The 16,014-nt window shown below is 62.5% G+C and carries 11 protein-coding genes; 5 read left to right on the top strand and 6 right to left on the bottom strand.

Going from position 1 to position 16,014, the window contains the following annotated elements:
* The gene (locus C0Z19_RS15940; protein ID WP_102610793.1) at positions 1–975 is read right to left on the bottom strand and encodes a nitrilase-related carbon-nitrogen hydrolase; all 975 of its coding nucleotides are present in this window, start codon (positions 973–975) and stop codon (positions 1–3) included.
* Between the two features lie 94 nt (positions 976–1,069).
* Here C0Z19_RS15940 and C0Z19_RS15935 point away from each other — a divergent pair, with 94 nt between their 5' ends.
* Positions 1,070–1,960 (top strand): LysR substrate-binding domain-containing protein, encoded by an 891-nt coding sequence (locus tag C0Z19_RS15935; RefSeq protein ID WP_102610792.1) that lies wholly within the window; start codon positions 1,070–1,072, stop codon positions 1,958–1,960.
* A gap of 49 nt (positions 1,961–2,009) precedes the next feature.
* Here C0Z19_RS15935 and C0Z19_RS15930 read toward each other — a convergent pair whose 3' ends face one another.
* The 3 genes from C0Z19_RS15930 to fdnG are packed head-to-tail and all read right to left on the bottom strand — an operon-like array spanning position 2,010 to position 6,638.
* Positions 2,010–2,636 carry a formate dehydrogenase subunit gamma gene (locus C0Z19_RS15930; RefSeq protein ID WP_102610791.1) on the bottom strand — a complete coding sequence of 209 codons (627 nt, stop codon included), beginning with the start codon at positions 2,634–2,636 and terminating at the stop codon, positions 2,010–2,012.
* Positions 2,633–3,556, bottom strand: a complete 924-nt coding sequence (fdxH, locus tag C0Z19_RS15925; protein WP_102610790.1) for a formate dehydrogenase subunit beta — start codon at positions 3,554–3,556, stop codon at positions 2,633–2,635. Before fdxH ends, C0Z19_RS15930 begins: the two co-directional genes overlap by 4 nt.
* 10 nt (positions 3,557–3,566) lie before the next feature.
* Positions 3,567–6,638, bottom strand: coding sequence for a formate dehydrogenase-N subunit alpha (gene fdnG / locus C0Z19_RS15920; protein WP_146012079.1), 3,072 nt, complete (start codon positions 6,636–6,638; stop codon positions 3,567–3,569).
* Between the two features lie 165 nt (positions 6,639–6,803).
* Between fdnG and C0Z19_RS15910 the strand changes: the two genes are divergently transcribed.
* The 4 genes from C0Z19_RS15910 to C0Z19_RS15895 all read left to right on the top strand — a co-directional run bounded on the left by C0Z19_RS15910 (position 6,804) and on the right by C0Z19_RS15895 (position 12,807).
* On the top strand, positions 6,804–7,712 hold the full coding sequence (locus tag C0Z19_RS15910; RefSeq protein WP_102610788.1) for a YihY/virulence factor BrkB family protein: 909 nt from the start codon (positions 6,804–6,806) through the stop codon (positions 7,710–7,712).
* A gap of 378 nt (positions 7,713–8,090) precedes the next feature.
* Positions 8,091–9,260 (top strand): porin, encoded by a 1,170-nt coding sequence (locus tag C0Z19_RS15905; protein WP_102610823.1) that lies wholly within the window; start codon positions 8,091–8,093, stop codon positions 9,258–9,260.
* A 326-nt stretch (positions 9,261–9,586) separates the two neighbouring features.
* The gene (locus C0Z19_RS15900; protein ID WP_102610787.1) at positions 9,587–11,236 is read left to right on the top strand and encodes a phospholipase C; all 1,650 of its coding nucleotides are present in this window, start codon (positions 9,587–9,589) and stop codon (positions 11,234–11,236) included.
* A 131-nt stretch (positions 11,237–11,367) separates the two neighbouring features.
* Positions 11,368–12,807, top strand: a complete 1,440-nt coding sequence (locus C0Z19_RS15895) for a cytochrome-c peroxidase (RefSeq protein WP_102610786.1) — start codon at positions 11,368–11,370, stop codon at positions 12,805–12,807.
* Between the two features lie 93 nt (positions 12,808–12,900).
* Here C0Z19_RS15895 and C0Z19_RS15890 read toward each other — a convergent pair whose 3' ends face one another.
* Positions 12,901–13,344: an HU family DNA-binding protein gene (locus C0Z19_RS15890; RefSeq protein ID WP_102610785.1), complete on the bottom strand. Its 444-nt coding sequence runs from the start codon at positions 13,342–13,344 to the stop codon at positions 12,901–12,903.
* Positions 13,345–13,629: 285 nt separating this feature from the next.
* Entirely contained in the window at positions 13,630–15,744 is a 2,115-nt protein-coding gene (locus C0Z19_RS15885) for a phosphocholine-specific phospholipase C (protein WP_102610784.1), read from the bottom strand.
* Positions 15,745–16,014 lie beyond the last annotated feature (270 nt).

Raw genomic sequence — 16,014 nt, 5'->3', positions numbered from 1 at the left:
CTACCCGCTCACCCGCCGCCTGCCAACCACGGCGAAACTCACGGCAACCGACCCACGCGCCTGGACCTCGCGCGACGGCGGCGAGGTCATCCACCTCTGCGCGCCCGCTGCATCGCGCGCATCCAACGCGATCAGCGAGCTATAGAGCTCGGGCCGCCGCGCGCTGAGCCACTGCCGCGCGAGGCTTCGACGAGCCAACTCAGGATCGATAGCGGCCGTCGCAAACGGATCCTGCATGCCCGCGCCCGTCGCGATGACAGCGCCAGAAGGATCCGCGATCAACGCCACGCCCGATCCGCCCCGATCATTCGGCTCCCCGTGCATATCACTGAGGACCGCGAACATTCCGTTGTCGCCCGCATGGGTGGGCAGCGCGCGTACAAACCAATCCCGCTGCGGCGACACATCGCTTCCGCCCGCGTATCCACGATGCGGCGCAACCAGCAACGTCGCGCCTTTGAGCGCCGCAACGCGTGCGTTCTCGGGTAAATAGTTGTCCGCGCCGATCAGAATGCTCATCGTCACGCCCCAAGGCGTATCGAACACGTCCAAGCGTGCCCCGCCTTGCAGATGCGGGTTCTCCGTTGCATAAACCTTGCGATGGCGATGCTTCGTACCGCCCGGCATGCACACGACGTAGCTGTTATAGATCGCTCCATCGGGGCCACGTTCAAGCAAGCCCACCCCGGCGGCCACGCCGGTCGCCTCGACGGCGTCCGTGACGATGCCCAAGGATCGCCCGTCCATCGGCTCCGCCAGCGTTTCGAGCTCCGCGCGCCGCAGACGGTCCACCCGCTTCGTGCCGAGCAGACTCATTTCCGGGAACACGGCCAGGCCGATTCCTGCGCGGGCCGCTTGCGCAAGTTGATCGGTCACACCGTCAAGCGGCAAAGCAAACGGCAGCGCGGCAACGCGCAGCGAAGAAGCGGGGGAAGCGGGGGAAGCTACGGAAGACGAAGCGGCTGACCTGGGCATGAGATGATCGAATCGGCATCGGAATGTACCTATTGAATCCTTCCACGATCGATAAGTAAAATGAATGCTTTTCCGCGTTCGATTCGATAAAAGAATGGATCTCAAACTGCTGCGCGCGTTTCTGACGGTGGCCGAACTGCGCCACTTCAGTCGCGCCGCCGACGCGCTCCATACGAGCCAGCCCGCATTGAGCAAGCAAATCGGCGCGCTTGAAGCGAGCCTCGGAGCGCGCCTGTTCGAGCGCGGACGTCACGGCGCAGAACTCACGGCATTCGGCTTGGATTTTCTACCCGATGCCACGGCGCTGATCCGCGACGCCGACGACATATTGCTACGTGCGAAGGAAGCCAGCGGTGGCAAGCGAGGACGCTTGCGCGTGGGGTTCTGTTTGTCGGTGCTGACGATCGCACCGCGTTTGATCGCCGACTTTCGTCGACAGCATCCCAACGTCAACGTCACGCTGGTCGACTTGTCCTCCGTGGAACAGTCGCGGCGGCTGCTCGCCGGCACACTCGATGTCGGCTTCATGCGGATTCCGAACAGCGACGGGCTCGATGCGTTCCCTGTCATCGGGGAATCGCTTGCGTTGGCGATCCCGCAAGAGGCGAGCATCACGCGCGTGCCAAAAGATCTGAATGTACTCAACGAAATCGGCTTCGTCGCATTGGCGCGTGCCCGCGGGGCAAGCACAAGCGATCAGATCGAGCGTTGGTGTGCGGGGCGTGGCTTCATTCCCCGGGTCGTGCAAGAAGCACAAGACGTGCAATCGGTGTTGGCGACGGTGGCCGCGGGCGTCGGCGTCGCGTTCGTGCCGTCGCGCATGCAATTTCTGCTGCGCGACGCCACCGTGCTGCCGTTGAGCGGCGCGCACGCGCGCTGGCGAGTCGGGCTCGCCTGGCAGCGCGGCCGCGACGACCTCGTCACGCAGCGCTTCGTCTCGTTCGCACGCGCGGCGCTCAAGCGAGATCGGGCGAGAGCCGACTGACCCGCGATCCTCCAGCGTCAGCGCAGCGCGCGCTCACCGCAGCCGTCATTTACTTGATGCTTTGCCGAAACCATTTCGCGTGGTACTTACGGGCCCAACCGAACGTGACGGTGCCACGCATCATCGCCCCGATGGAGCCTTTCACCCAGATCGCCGCATAAACGTGAACGATGACGCCAACGATCATCACGAAGGCAAAGAACGCATGCACGACGGCGGCCGCGCGCATGACCGGCGGTGAAACCGCATCGCCGAAATACCGCTGCCAGATGGCGAGTCCACTCAGGAGCAGCACGACGACGCATACCACCATCACGAAAAACAGCACTTTTTGCCCCGCGTTGTAGCGGCCCACTTCGGGCAGCACGTCCTCGCGTTTGGCGACCACGTCGTTGAATTGTCTGAGCCATTGCAGGTCGTCTGCATCCATCAGGTTTTGCGCCCAAAACCGCCCAGCAAGCAGCGCGAACGAGATGAACAGCACGACACCGAAAAACGGATGCAAGATGCGTGTCCATTGCCCGCCTCCGAATAGCGCCGTCAACCAGAACAGCGCGGGGTGAAACAACGCAAGCCCCGATAAAGCGAGCATGACAAACAGGATCGCGGTAATCCAATGCTGCGTACGCTCGTTCGGCGTATAACGCTCGATCAATTCGACATCGTCTTGTTTCATCGTCTTTCCCCGCGTTGCGATCGAATACGCTGCGCTTCGTCGCGTGCAGCCGCTTCGTCATCCGGCGAAACCTCGTCAGGGCCCACCCGCACGTAATGGAAGAAACCGGCCAACACAGCCAGCGCCATGGCGCCCAGGGCGAGGGGTTTCGTCACGCCCTTCCACAAGGAAACAAACGGGCTGATGTGCGGATCGGCGGGCAACCCGTGATACAACGACGGCCGATCGGCATGGTGCAGCACGTACATGACATGCGTGCCGCCCACGCCGGCCGGATCGTAAAGCCCCGCCTGTGCGAAGCCCCGCTCTTTGAGGTCGACGATGCGCTCCTCGGCCTGCGCTTTCATATCGTCCTTCGTGCCGAACGTGATGGCGCCGGTCGGGCACGTCTTCACGCATGCGGGCTCTTGTCCCACGGCGACCCGATCCGAGCAAAGCGTGCATTTGTAGGCGCGCTTGTCCGTCTTCGAAATACGCGGGACATCGAACGGGCACGCCGTGACGCAGTAACCGCAGCCGATGCAGTTCTCCTCATGAAAATCGACGATGCCGTTCGTGTACTGAACGATGGCCCCTGGCGATGGACATGCCTTCAAACAGGCCGGATCTTCACAATGCATGCAACCGTCCTTGCGAATCAGCCATTCGAGATGGCCCGACGGGTTCTCGTATTCGGTAAAGCGCATGACGGTCCACGACTGCGCGGTCAGATCGAGCGGGTTGTCATAAACCCCGCTCGTCACCCCGATCTCGTCACGCAGGTCGTTCCACTCCATGCAGGCCGCCTGGCATGCCTTGCAACCGATGCACTTCGTCACGTCGATGAGCTTGGCGACGCCACCCGTGGGTGGCTCGCGCACGGAAGGCGGCGTAACGGTCGTGGCCGAGCGCCGTTTGATGTCGAGCGATTGCAAAGCCATGGCCGTCCCCTTACGCCTTTTCCACCTTCACCAGGAAAGACTTGAATTCGGGCGTCTGCGAGTTGCCGTCCGCGACCGACGGCGTCAGCGTGTTCGCCAGATAGCCGGGCTTGGCCAGCCCCATGAAGCCCCAGTGCAACGGAACGCCCACCATCTGCACTTTCCTGCCCTCGATCACGAACGGCTTGATCCGTTTCGTGACGACCGCTACGGCCACGATGTACCCGCGTTTGGACGAAACCTTGACGCGCCCACCGTGCTTCACGCCGATCTGGTTCGCCAGCTCTTCGCCGATCTCGACGAATTGCTCGGGCTGCAGGATCGCGTTCAAGCGCACGTGCTTGGTCCAATAGTGAAAATGCTCGGTCAGCCGATACGTCGTCGCTATGACCGGGAATTGATCGGCAGTGCCGAACATCGCGCGGTCGTCGGGGAACACGCGTGCCGCCGGATTGCTCGTGGCCAATGCATTGTTCGGGTGCAGCGGGTTATGGCCCAGCGGGTTCTCGAACGGTTCGTAATGCTCGGGGAACGGGCCCTCGACCATCGCGTCGCGCGCGAAGAAACGCGCCACGCCTTCCGCGAGCATGATGAACGGGCCCATGCCGTTTTCAGGCGGTTCGTCGAGCTTGAAGTCGGGCACATCGGCGCCGCCCCATGTGCTGCCGTTCCAGGCGATCAGCTTGCGCGACGGGTCGAGCGGCTTGCCGCTCATGTCGCACGACGCGCGGTTGTACAACACGCGCCGGTTGGCAGGCCAAGCCCACGCCCAGCCGAGCGTTTGCCCGATGCCGGTCGGATCGGCGTTGTCGCGCCGCGCCATCTGGTTGCCCGCTTGCGTCCATGCACCGCAGAAAATCCAACAGCCGCTGGCGGTCGAACCGTCATCCTTCAATTGGGCGAAGCCGGCCAGTTGCTCACCCTTCTTGACGACGACTTTCGTCGCATCTTTCGGATCGGGCAGATCGGCCAACGCACGGCCGTTGTACTCCTTGGCCAACTCTTCCGGCGTCGGGCTTGCGGGATTCGCGTAGGGCCATGACAGGTTGACGATCGGATCGGGGTATTTACCGCCTTTCGTGCGATACAGGTTGCGAATGCGCAGGAAGAGGCCGCCCATGATTTCCAGATCGCTGCGAGCCTCGCCCGGCGGCTCCGTGCCTTTCCAATGCCATTGCAGCACACGGCCCGAGCTCACGAGGGAGCCATCCTCTTCGGCGAAGCAGGTGGCCGGCAGGCGAAACACTTCCGTTTGGATCTGCGACGGCGAGACATCGTTGAAATCGCCGTAGTGATTCCAAAACTCCGACGTTTCGGTCGCGAGCGGGTCCATGATGACGAGCCACTTGAGCTTGGCGAGCGCCGCCGCCGTCTTCGCTTTGCTCGGTGCGGCAGCCAGCGGATTGAACCCCTGCGCGATATACCCGTTCATCTTGCCCTGGTGCATGAGCTCGATGCCCTGCATCAGGTCATACGATTTGTCGAGCTTGGGCAGGTAGTCATAGCCCCAATGATTGTCCGCGGTCGCCGCATCGCCCCACCACGACTTCATGAAGCTGACGAAAAACGCCCGGTAGTTCTTCCAATAGCTGAGCTGATTCGGCCGCAAGGGTTGCAACGCACGCTTGGCAATGTAAGCGTCGAAATCCTGCTCCGCCTGCATCGGCAGCGTCATGTAGCCCGTCAGCAGATTCGACATCAACCCCAGATCCGTCAGACCCTGGATGTTCGAATGGCCGCGCAGGGCGTTCATGCCGCCGCCGGCCACGCCGATATTGCCGAGCAGCAGCTGCACCATCGCGCCGGTTCGTATCATCTGCGAACCGACCGAATGATGCGTCCATCCGAGCGCATAGAGGATCGTCGCCGCGCGGTCGGGCACGGCCGTGCCAGCCAGCGTTTCGCACACGTGAACGAACGCCGCGCTCGGCGTGCCGCAAACACGCTCGACAAGCTCGGGCGTGTAGCGCGAATAGTGGGCCTTCAGCAGGTTATAGACGCAGCGAGGATGTTGCAGCGTCGGATCGATCTTGACGAAGTTGTCGTCGCCACGCTCGTAGTCCCACGTCGACTTGTCGGGATACCCGTGTTTGTCCGCGTCGAAACCCGAGTAAATGCCGTCGTCAAACTTGAAATCCTCCCTGACGATGAACGGCATGTCGGTGTAGTTGCGCACGTAGTCGTGCTGAATCTTGTCGTGCGTCAGCAAATAGTTGATGACGCCGCCAAGGAACACGATGTCGGTGCCGGTTCGAATCGGCGTATAGAAATCGGCGACAGACGCGGTGCGCGTAAAACGCGGATCGACGACGATCAGCCTGGCCTTTCGATGCGCCTTTGCTTCGGTCACCCATTTGAAGCCGCACGGGTGCGCCTCGGCCGAGTTGCCGCCCATCACGAGAATGACATCGGCGTTCTTGATGTCGACCCAATGGTTCGTCATCGCGCCGCGGCCGAACGTCGGGGCAAGACCTGCCACCGTCGGGCCGTGTCAGACACGCGCCTGATTGTCGAACGCCAATAAACCTAGGCTGCGCGCCGTTTTATGCGTCAAATAGCCGACTTCGTTGCTGCTCGCCGATGCCGCGAGCATGCCCGTCGTCAGCCACCGGTTGACCTTCAGGCCGTCATCGGTGGTCTCGACGAAATTCGCGTCGCGGTCGTCCTTCATCAGCTTCGCAATCCGATCGAGCGCGTCGTCCCACGATATGCGTTGCCAGTGGTCACTGCCGGCAGCCCGATATTCGGGGTGCGTCAAGCGGCTCGGGCTGTGGATGAAATCGATCAGGCTCGCGCCTTTCGGGCAAAGCGTGCCCCGATTGACGGGGTGGTCGGGGTCGCCCTCGATATGGATGATGCTCGTGCGCGCGTTCTTCGCGTTATCGCCAAGGCCGTACATCAGAATCCCGCAGCCGACCGAGCAATAAGGGCACGTGTTACGCGTTTCGGTTGTGCGCGCAAGCTTGTACTGCCGCACCTCGGCCAGCGCGTCGGCCGTGGAGAATCCCAGCAAAACGAGGCTGGAACCGGCCAGGGAAGACGCCGTCACCTTCAGGAACTGGCGTCGCGTGACTTGCAACATGTTGGTCTCCTCCGCGCGAATGCGCGTCATGGAGTGCTTAAAAGTGTAGATGGTGCGGACCCGATTCGCGAATCGGACGATGCTGCTTCGCAGCAATCGCCGGACAGGCATGTTGCCTGCGACAGTGCGAGACATGAGGGCGTGTCTTCCGCAAGAGGTCGATCGATGGCTTTCTTCTCGTTGAGTCACCTGCCGCAGAGCGCGCGCCGCGAGGGCGCGTGCGCAGTCGATGCGGTGCAGCAGTTCGGCAATGATCGCTGTTCGACGATGGCCGCCGGCATTGCGTTCTTTTCTGCTTTCTCGCTCGCGCCGATGCTGGTCATGGTGATCGCGGTGGCGGGTTGGTTCTTTGGCGCGAACGCCATCCGCGGGCAAATCTTTCAAGACGCGCATCTGTTGATCGGCGACGAGGCCGCCGCCGCGGTTCAGATGATTGTTGCCAATGCGCGCTCTCACAGCGGGTCGGGGGGCACGGCCGCGATCATCTCGTTCGTGGCACTCGCCCTCGGCGCATCGGCAACGTTCGCTTCGCTCAACACCGCGCTGTCGATCGTATGGCCTGCCGACTCATCGCAACGCGTATCGAGTGTCGTCGCGCTCGTCAAAGTCAGGCTGATCTCCTTCGGTCTCGTCCTGGGCGTCGCGTTCCTCGCCATCGTCTCGCTCGTGCTCGATACGGTCGTCACGTATGTCGGCGACTGGCTATGGGGCGGCACGCCGTTCGTCATCGTCGGCAACATTCTGCAGTTGATCCTCGGCGTGGTCGTGCTGGCCTTTGCGTTCGCCGGGTTGCTGAAGTTCCTGCCCGATGCGCGTGTCGCGTGGCATGACGCGTTGACGGGCGGCATCGTCGCGGCATTGCTATTTACGGCCGGTAAAAAACTTTTCGCGCTTTACCTCGCGCATGCGGGACTCGCCAATGCATTCGGGGCTGCGGGCTCGCTTGCCGCGTTATTGATGTGGTTGTACTTTTCAGCGGCCGTCTTGCTGCTTGGCGCGGAATACGCAGCGGCGCGCGGCCGTCGACGCAGGCAATCGCATATACGCGCACAAGGCAATAAAGCAGACCATTGACGCGTAAAGCGCTTCAGCATATTTCGACAGAATTGTCTACTCGTGGGGCGCGCCCTATTCCAGCGCGTATATGCCGCATTTACGGGCCTTTCGCACCAGCATACGGCAGCAGGGCACGCGACGCCGGTTCGCCGCTGACTCACCGTAGGGCGAAAGCGCACAGCCAAAGGGAAAACTTGCCCCGATACGTCGCAATTTTGCGCTTTCTCTAATTCAGCATTTCAATTACAGCAATAATCGTTGATTCGATTTTTACCACGTGCTGGCACAAGGGTGTTTCGTTTTGACGACAGTGAATAAATTTCCGTTCTGGCTTTCAATGGCATTGCGCTATTCTCCTCCCCGCAACAGTCTAATAACGCTTCGCGTGGAGAAATGATGAAAAAAATCGCTTTGTCAACCCTCTCGCTCGCTCTGCTCGGCGCTGCCGGCGCCGCCCAAGCGCAAAGCAGCGTGACGCTCTACGGCGTGATCGACAACTCGATCACGTACGTGCATAACGCAACGGCTAACCAAAACCTGTGGGCGCTCGGCAACACGAGCGGCGGCGATCTGGCCGGCACGCGTTGGGGCCTCAAGGGTCAAGAAGACCTCGGCAACGGTCTGGCTGCGATCTTCCAATTGGAAAACGGCTTCGATCCGTCGAACGGTCATAACCTGCAAGGCAACCGCGAATTCGGCCGTCAAGCGTTCGTCGGCCTGACGAGCGCGCAGTACGGTACGGTCACGCTCGGCCGCCAGTACGATCCGGTCGTCGACATGGTCCAGGCGATCACGGCCGACAACTACTTCGGCAGCGCGTTCGCCACGCCGGGCGACGTCGACAACTACGACAACAGCTCGCGCACGAACAACGCGATCAAGTACGTGTCCCCGACGTACTCGGGCCTGCAGTTCGAAGCCATGTACGCATTCGGCGGCGTGGCCGGTTCGACGGGTTCGGGCCAAACGTGGTCGCTCGCAGCAGCGTATAACAACGGCCCGCTCGGCTTGGCCGCAGGTTACTTCCGCGCCGACAACACGAACGCGCTGACGGCCGGCAAGCGCACGACCTGGAACGGCACGTCGGATGGGCCGTTTGACGGCGACCCGGTCAACAACGGTTACATCACGGCCAAGTCGATCGGCATCGCACGCCTCGCGGCGCAGTACACGGTCGGCCCGTTCACGTTGGGTGCGAGCTATAGCAACGCGCAGTACAAGCCGGACGGCTTCTCGGTCTACGGTTCGACCGAGAAGTACAACGTCGGCCAGGGCTTCCTGACGTATCAAGCCACGCCGGCTCTGCTCGTCGGCGCGGGCTACACGTACATGAAGTCGAGCGGCGACACGTCGGCCACGTATCACCAGGCTTCGCTGGGCGCCGACTACTCGCTGTCCAAGCGCACCGACGTATACCTCGTCGGCGCCTATCAGCACGCGAGCGGCAACACGGGCGATGGCGCTGGCGGCGTGACGCCGGCAGTGGCATCGATCGGCTCGTACGGCTACGGCACGACGCAAAAGTCGCAAGAGCTCGTCGCGCTGGGTCTGCGCCACAAGTTCTAAGCAGTCCGGTCGAGCCATCGACCAAACAGATAGTCAGCAGTACGAAGCATCGGAAGCCGGCCTGGGTTCGCCCAGGCCGGCTTTTTTGCGTCCGCTCGTCGCCGCTCGCGCCACGGGGTAGCCATCCAATCAAATTGAAAGAAATAGAAATGAATCAGAAAGCTATATGTCGCGGACGCTTCATATCCGCGTGGTCCAATGCGCCGTTCTTCCGAAAAATAACCACCGTTAGCGGCGGCTTCCTCTGCCGTCATCCCGCCGGGAAGGGATGACGACAGGCTCAACCGGGGGCGGTCGCAACAACGACACACCAGGAGTTCGTCCTCATGCTTCGCCGTACGCTTGTTCCCATTGCAGTGGCGGTCGCTTCGCTCGGCACGCTAGCCGCTTGCGGCGGCTCGGATACGCCGTCCACCCCGGTAACAGTACAAAACCAGCTCAGCACCGCGTCGCCGATCAAGCACGTCGTCGTGATCTATGGCGAAAACGTCTCGTTCGACCACTACTTCGCCACGTACCCGAACGCGACGAACCCGGCCGGCGAGCCGGCGTTTACGGCAGCCTCGGGCACGCCGACGGTCAACGGCTTGTCCGGCACGCTGCTGACGGCCAACCCGAACAACTCCGCTGCGAACGGCGCGGGCGCGACGAACCCGTTCCGCCTCGACCGCACGCAAGCCGCGACCGCCGACCAGAACCACGCCTATACGGCCGAAGAACAAGCCTATGACAACGGCCTCATGGACCTCTTCCCGAAGTACACGGGTCGGGGCTCGAGCGGCGGTGCTGGCGCGTTCGGCACGACGGGCCAGGTCATGGGCTACTACGACGGCAACACGGTGACGGCGCTCTGGAACTACGCGCAAAACTACGCGATGAGCGATAACGCGTTCACCGATACGTACGGCCCGTCGACGCCCGGCGCACTTGAAGCGATCGCCGGCCAAACGAACGGCATGCAGATCGTGAAGTCGTCGCGCAGCTCGTACTATATCGCCGACGGTCAGGGCGGCCTGACGATGATCAACGACGTCGACCCCGGCGCCGACGTCTGCTCGAGCACAACCGATCAGGCGATGATGACGGGCAAGAACATCGGCGATCTGCTCAACGCGAAGAACATCACGTGGGGCGGCTTCATGGGCGGCTTCAATCTGTCGACGACGAACGCCAACGGCACGACGGGCTGCGCACGCAGCACGATGTCGACCGTGGTCGGCGCCGCGACGGCCGATTACATCCCGCACCACAACTGGTTCCAGTACTACGCCTCCACGGCCAACCCGACGCACGCGCGTCCGGCTTCGATGCAAGCGGTCGGCTACACGACGGCGCCCGGCGCGACGACGGCCGATCCGGCCAACCACCAGTACGACTCAGACGACTTCTTCGCAGCCGTGAAGGCCGGCAACTACCCGTCGGTCAGCTTCCTGAAGGCGCCCGCTTATCAGGATGGCCACGCAGGCTACTCCGATCCGCTCGACGAGCAAGCGTTCGTCACGAAGGTCGTGAACTTCCTGCAGCAGCAGCCTGATTGGCAGAGCACGGCCGTGCTCGTCGCCTGGGACGATTCGGATGGCTGGTACGACCATCTCTACGTGCCGCCGACGTCCACTTCGTTCTCGACGGCCGACATGCTCAACGGCACCAGCCAGTGCGGCACGATCGGCACGACGCAGCCGAACGGTGTGAACGGCAAGCCCGTCAACGGCCGCTGCGGCCCGGGTACGCGGATTCCGTTCCTCGTGATCTCGCCGTACGCGAAGAAGAACTACGTCGATCACACGCCGATTTCGCAAGCGTCGATCGTTCGCTTCATCGAAGACAACTGGCTCGGCGGACAGCGCATCGGCGGCGGCTCGTTCGACGCCACGGCGGGCAGCATCACGGGCATGTTCGACTTCTCGAGCGCAGCGCGCACGACGCCGTTGTTCCTCGATCCGACGTTGGGTACGCAGGTCAGCTCGGCTCCGTAACACGTCACGTCTGCTCATCACGTCGCATAAGCGCGTCACGAAGATGTGAAATCACGCGCTTGCGCGACGCTCGACACCCCACAGCCCGGCAACGGGCTGTGGTTTTTTGTCAGCCGGAACCCTTCGACACGATGCAACCGCTCGATTCAGCCCTGCCGCCCCCGGCCGCCGATCGTCACGACTCCACACAACGCCGCCGCACTTTCGTTCGCGCTATTTCACTCGGTACCGTTGCTGCGGCCGTCGGCGCCTGCGCATGGGCCCTCGCCTACCCCGAGCACACGCCGGCCGCGGTCGGCGAAATCGTGGAGCAATTGACGGGCGCGAACCCTCATCCCGTTCGTCTCGAACGGCCGCAAACCGCTCCGCTCAGCGCAATGGCCGAGCTCGGCAAGCGCATCTTCTTCGATCCAGGCCTGTCGGCATCGGGCAAACTTTCGTGCGCCTCGTGCCACAGCCCGGCTCATGCATATGGCCCGCCCAATGCGCTGCCCGTTCAATTCGGTGGGCCTTCGATGTCGCTGCAGGGCGATCGTCCGCCGCCTTCGCTGATGTATCTCTATCGACAGCCGAACTTCAGCATCGGGCCGGAGCAGGGCGACGCCGATACGCCGGCGAACCTTGCGCAGGAAGCGGCGCAGGCCTCGGGCGTGGCGGTCGCGCAAAAGAGCGCAGGCAGTACGCCGGCCGCGCCGGCGATGGTGCCGCAAGGCGGCATGTTCTGGGATGGCCGCGCCGATACGCTGCAAACGCAGGCGTTGGGGCCGCTGCTGAACCCGGTGGAAATGGCGAACGCGAGCGAAGACGACGTCGCGCGCAAGTTCGATAACGGCCCCTACCGCAGCGTTTTTCGGCAGTTGTTCGGACCCGACGTTTTCAAGAACCCACGCTTGCTGCTATCGGAAGCGATGTTTGCAGTGGCGCGATATCAGGTCGAAGACCCGTCGTTTCATCCGTACACGAGCAAATACGATTACTGGCTCGAAGGACGCGCGCGGCTGACGCAAGCCGAATTGCGCGGGTTGAAGCTATTCAACGATCCCAAAAAAGCGAATTGCGCCGGTTGCCATTTGTCGCAGCCCACGCGCGACGGTCTGCCGCCGATGTTCACCGACTACGAATATGAAGCGCTAGGGGTGCCGCGCAACGCCGCGCTCGCGGTCAATCGCGACGCGAGCCACTACGACATGGGATTGTGCGGACCGCACCGGACCGACCTTGCCCGACAAACGCAATACTGCGGCATGTTCCTCACGCCGACGCTGCGCAATTCGGCCACACGTCACGCGTTCTTCCATAACGGCGTCTATCACTCGCTCGATCAGGTGTTGACGTTCTATAACCTGCGCGATATCGAACCGGGCAAGATCTACCCGCGCGACTCGAATGGGCGTGTCGCGCAGTACAACGATCTTCCGTCGAAATACCACGCCAACATCGACAAGTCCGATGCACCTTTCGACCGCAAGGCCGGCGATACCCCGTCGATGACTGAGGCCGAGATGAAGGACGTCATCGCCTTCTTGCAGACGCTGAACGACGGCTACCGCGCCGACGGCAAAGCAAACTAAAGCGCCACCCTGAAGGCCGCGAGCCCTGCGGCCGAAAAAAAACCCCGCAAAGGCACGAAGCCTATGCGGGGTTTTTGTTTGCCGGAAGCAGGCTTACGCGGAAGCCGCGTCCTTCAGCTTCTTCAGCGGGCGCGCCTTGATGCGCACGCTGGCCGGCTTGGCCGGGAACCAGCGCTCTTCACCCGTGAACGGATCCTTGCCGAAGCGCTTCTTCTTCGCCGGCACAGCTTGCACGACGATCTTCAGCAGGCCCGACAGCGTGAATTCGCCAGCGCCCTTCTTGTGAACGGAACCCAGGATCGTATCCTCGAGCGCCGCGAGCACGGCCTTGACGGACTTCGGCTCGATAGCCGAACGCTCCGCGAGGTGAGCAGCCAGCGAGGCCTTCGTGAAGGTGTCCTTGATCGGCGACGGAGCGCCGGACGCCTTCACGGCGACCTTCTTAGCCGCAGTCTTCGCGGGGGCTTTCTTGGCGACCGCTTTTTTCGCCGGAGCGGCAGCAGCCTTTTTCGCAACCTTCTTTGCGGAAGTCGACATGTTTCTCCTACCTATTGGTCGTTGAACGCACGAAGCGCGTACGGCGTACGCCGCTTCAACGCCGGATTCTACAAGCGCCGCGCTGCTTCATGCATCTGTTTTGTGATTTGGGAGCGTGTTTACGGGGGGATTTGTTGCGTGGCGCTGACTATTTCAGCGTGAGATGCGCCCGTCGTCGATCGTCGGGCGCGTTCGACGACGGGAAGCAAAGGGTTTGCCCCAACCCGGGCCACCCCCGACATCGCGGTGAATAGAGGCCTGATTCAGGCCTGAATTACGCCTGAATTACGCCATCGAAAACGCCGGATCGCTCATGCTCGGCCGGCCCGTTTCGACGTGTCCGGCGAGTTTGCGCTGGAACAGCGGGTCCGTGTCGACCGTCACCTGCAGGTCGTACCAGCCGTGATAAGCCCGCAAATCGACGCACAGGTCCGCGCTTTCGCCGCCCGCCACGCGACGCGTCACACGTGCGCCGTCGTAACCGTTAAAAATTGTGAACACGCAGGCCGCGGTGCCGGCGTTTTGCAGACGCAGCTCAATGTTCCCGTTCGCGCCGTCATACGTCTCGGCGACTTCCGGTGCAGCTACGGCGCTGGACCAGACGTGCGCCGCGACCGCGCGACCGGCGATGCGGCGGGCGAAACCGTTGGGCCCATGGACCGCGTAATCGTAGGTGCCGTCTACGTTCAGCGCGAATTCGTCGGCGAGTTGCTTGCGCGCCTCGACCGTGTAGCTGCGCGGCGCATCGGCGCTGTGTGCCTTGTACACGTGAAAAACCGCACCAGCGTGGCCCGTATTCGCGAATTCCAGGCGCAGGTTCGAGCGACCGGCGCCAACGTGCGCGCGCGCCGTCAACTCATACGGCAGCGCACGCGCAGGGCGAACGCCGGGCTCTTGCTTCGGCTTGGCCTGAACGAGCGGCGGCAGCGGCACGTAATCGGGGTGACGTTGTTGATCGGCCGGTGCGTAGCCGACTGTGCCCGGCAGCGTCGGGACCGAAGCGTTGGGATGGGCGAAATCGAATGCGCGTGTCAAATCGCCGCAGACGGCCTTGCGCCACGCCGTGATATTGGCTTCGCCAAGATCGTTCGCGCGCCCGAAGCCGAAGCGTCGTTCGATGAAACGAATGATCGACGTGTGATCGAACGTCTCCGAACACACCCAACCGCCCTTCGACCACGGCGAGACCACGATCATCGGCACGCGCGGACCGAGCCCGTAGGGGCCCGCCGGATAGTTCGCGTTGCCCGCGAAATACTCGTTCGTCGTGTCGACGGTCGAGAGCCCCGACTCCTTCGACCACGCCGCATACGGCGGCGCCACGTGATCGAAGAAGCCGTCGTTCTCGTCGTAAGTGATCAACACCGCCGTTTTGCTCCAGACTTCCGGGTTCGACGTCAACACCTGCAGCACCTGATCGATATACCAGGCGCCGTAATTGGCGGGCCAATTGGGATGCTCGGAATAAGCCTCGGGCGCGACGATCCACGAGACCTGGGGCAGCGTGCCGTTTTGTACGTCCTTCTTGAGCACATCGAAATAGCCGCCGCTCACGGCAACGTTCGTGCCTGTCCGCGCGTTCTCATAGAGCGGATTGCCGGGCTGCGCGTTGCGATATTGGTTGAAGTAGAGCAGCGAGTTGTCGCCATAGTTGCCGATGTACGCGTTCTGCGTCCAGCCCCACGCGCCGGCAGCGTTCAGGCCCGTGCCGATGTCCTGATAGACCTTCCACGAAATGCCCGCGGCTTGCAGCACTTCGGGATACGTCGACCAACCGTAGCCGGCTTCGGCGTTGTCGATGACGGGCCCGCCGCCTTTGCCGTCGTTGCCGACCCAACCGGTCCACATGTAATAGCGGTTCGGATCGGTCGGCGTCATACCGGAGCAGTGGTAGGCATCGCAAATCGTGAACGCGTCGGCCAGCTGGTAATGGAACGGGATGTCCTCACGCGTCAGATAGGCCATCGTCGTCGTGCCCTTCGCCGGGACCCATTGGTCGTAGCGTCCGCCGTTCCACGCCATATGTGTCGTCGTCCAATCGTGCGGCAGATCCTGCAGGAACTGCTTCCCGAGATCGGGTGCGCTCGGCCGGAACGGCAGCACGTAGCCCGTATTCGCGGCCAGCGGCTGATACCAGACGCTGTTGCCGTTCGGCAGATTCATCACGCGGCGGTCGCCGTAACCGCGTACGCCGCGCAGCGTTCCGAAGTAATGATCGAACGAGCGATTCTCCTGCATCAGAATCACGATATGTTCGATGTCCTTGATCGTGTGCGTCGCATCGTTCGCGGGAATGGCGAGCGCGTTGCGAATACCGGCGGGCACGGCGCCCATCGCGGCGGCTGCGCCGGCCGCTTGAGCGGCGGCGCGCAGAAAGTCACGGCGGCTTTTCGATGTCATTGGGTTGTTCGCGTTTCTGTGACGAGGGAAAGGAAAGTCTGCACCGATTGGCCCGTATGCGGTACCTCACACATGTGCGCACCGCATACGGTTGAAACGCGGATCAGGATAGAAACGAATCGTGTCCGCATCGTGAAGCTCGTAGGGACGACGACGAAACGCGCGCCCCAGCTGCCGCTCGGGCGCGCGAAAAAAGAATGGAAAGGGGAAGCGTCGCGAAGGACGGCGGCCACGTGCAGCCACGTGCAGCCGCGTCAGGCCACCGGTTCC

The sequence above is a fragment of the Trinickia soli genome (assembly GCF_002879855.1).
GTDB classification, from domain to species: Bacteria; Pseudomonadota; Gammaproteobacteria; order Burkholderiales; family Burkholderiaceae; genus Trinickia; species Trinickia soli.
Note: the sequence above shows the minus strand (reverse complement) of the source record. Positions and strands in the feature narration are given on the sequence as shown.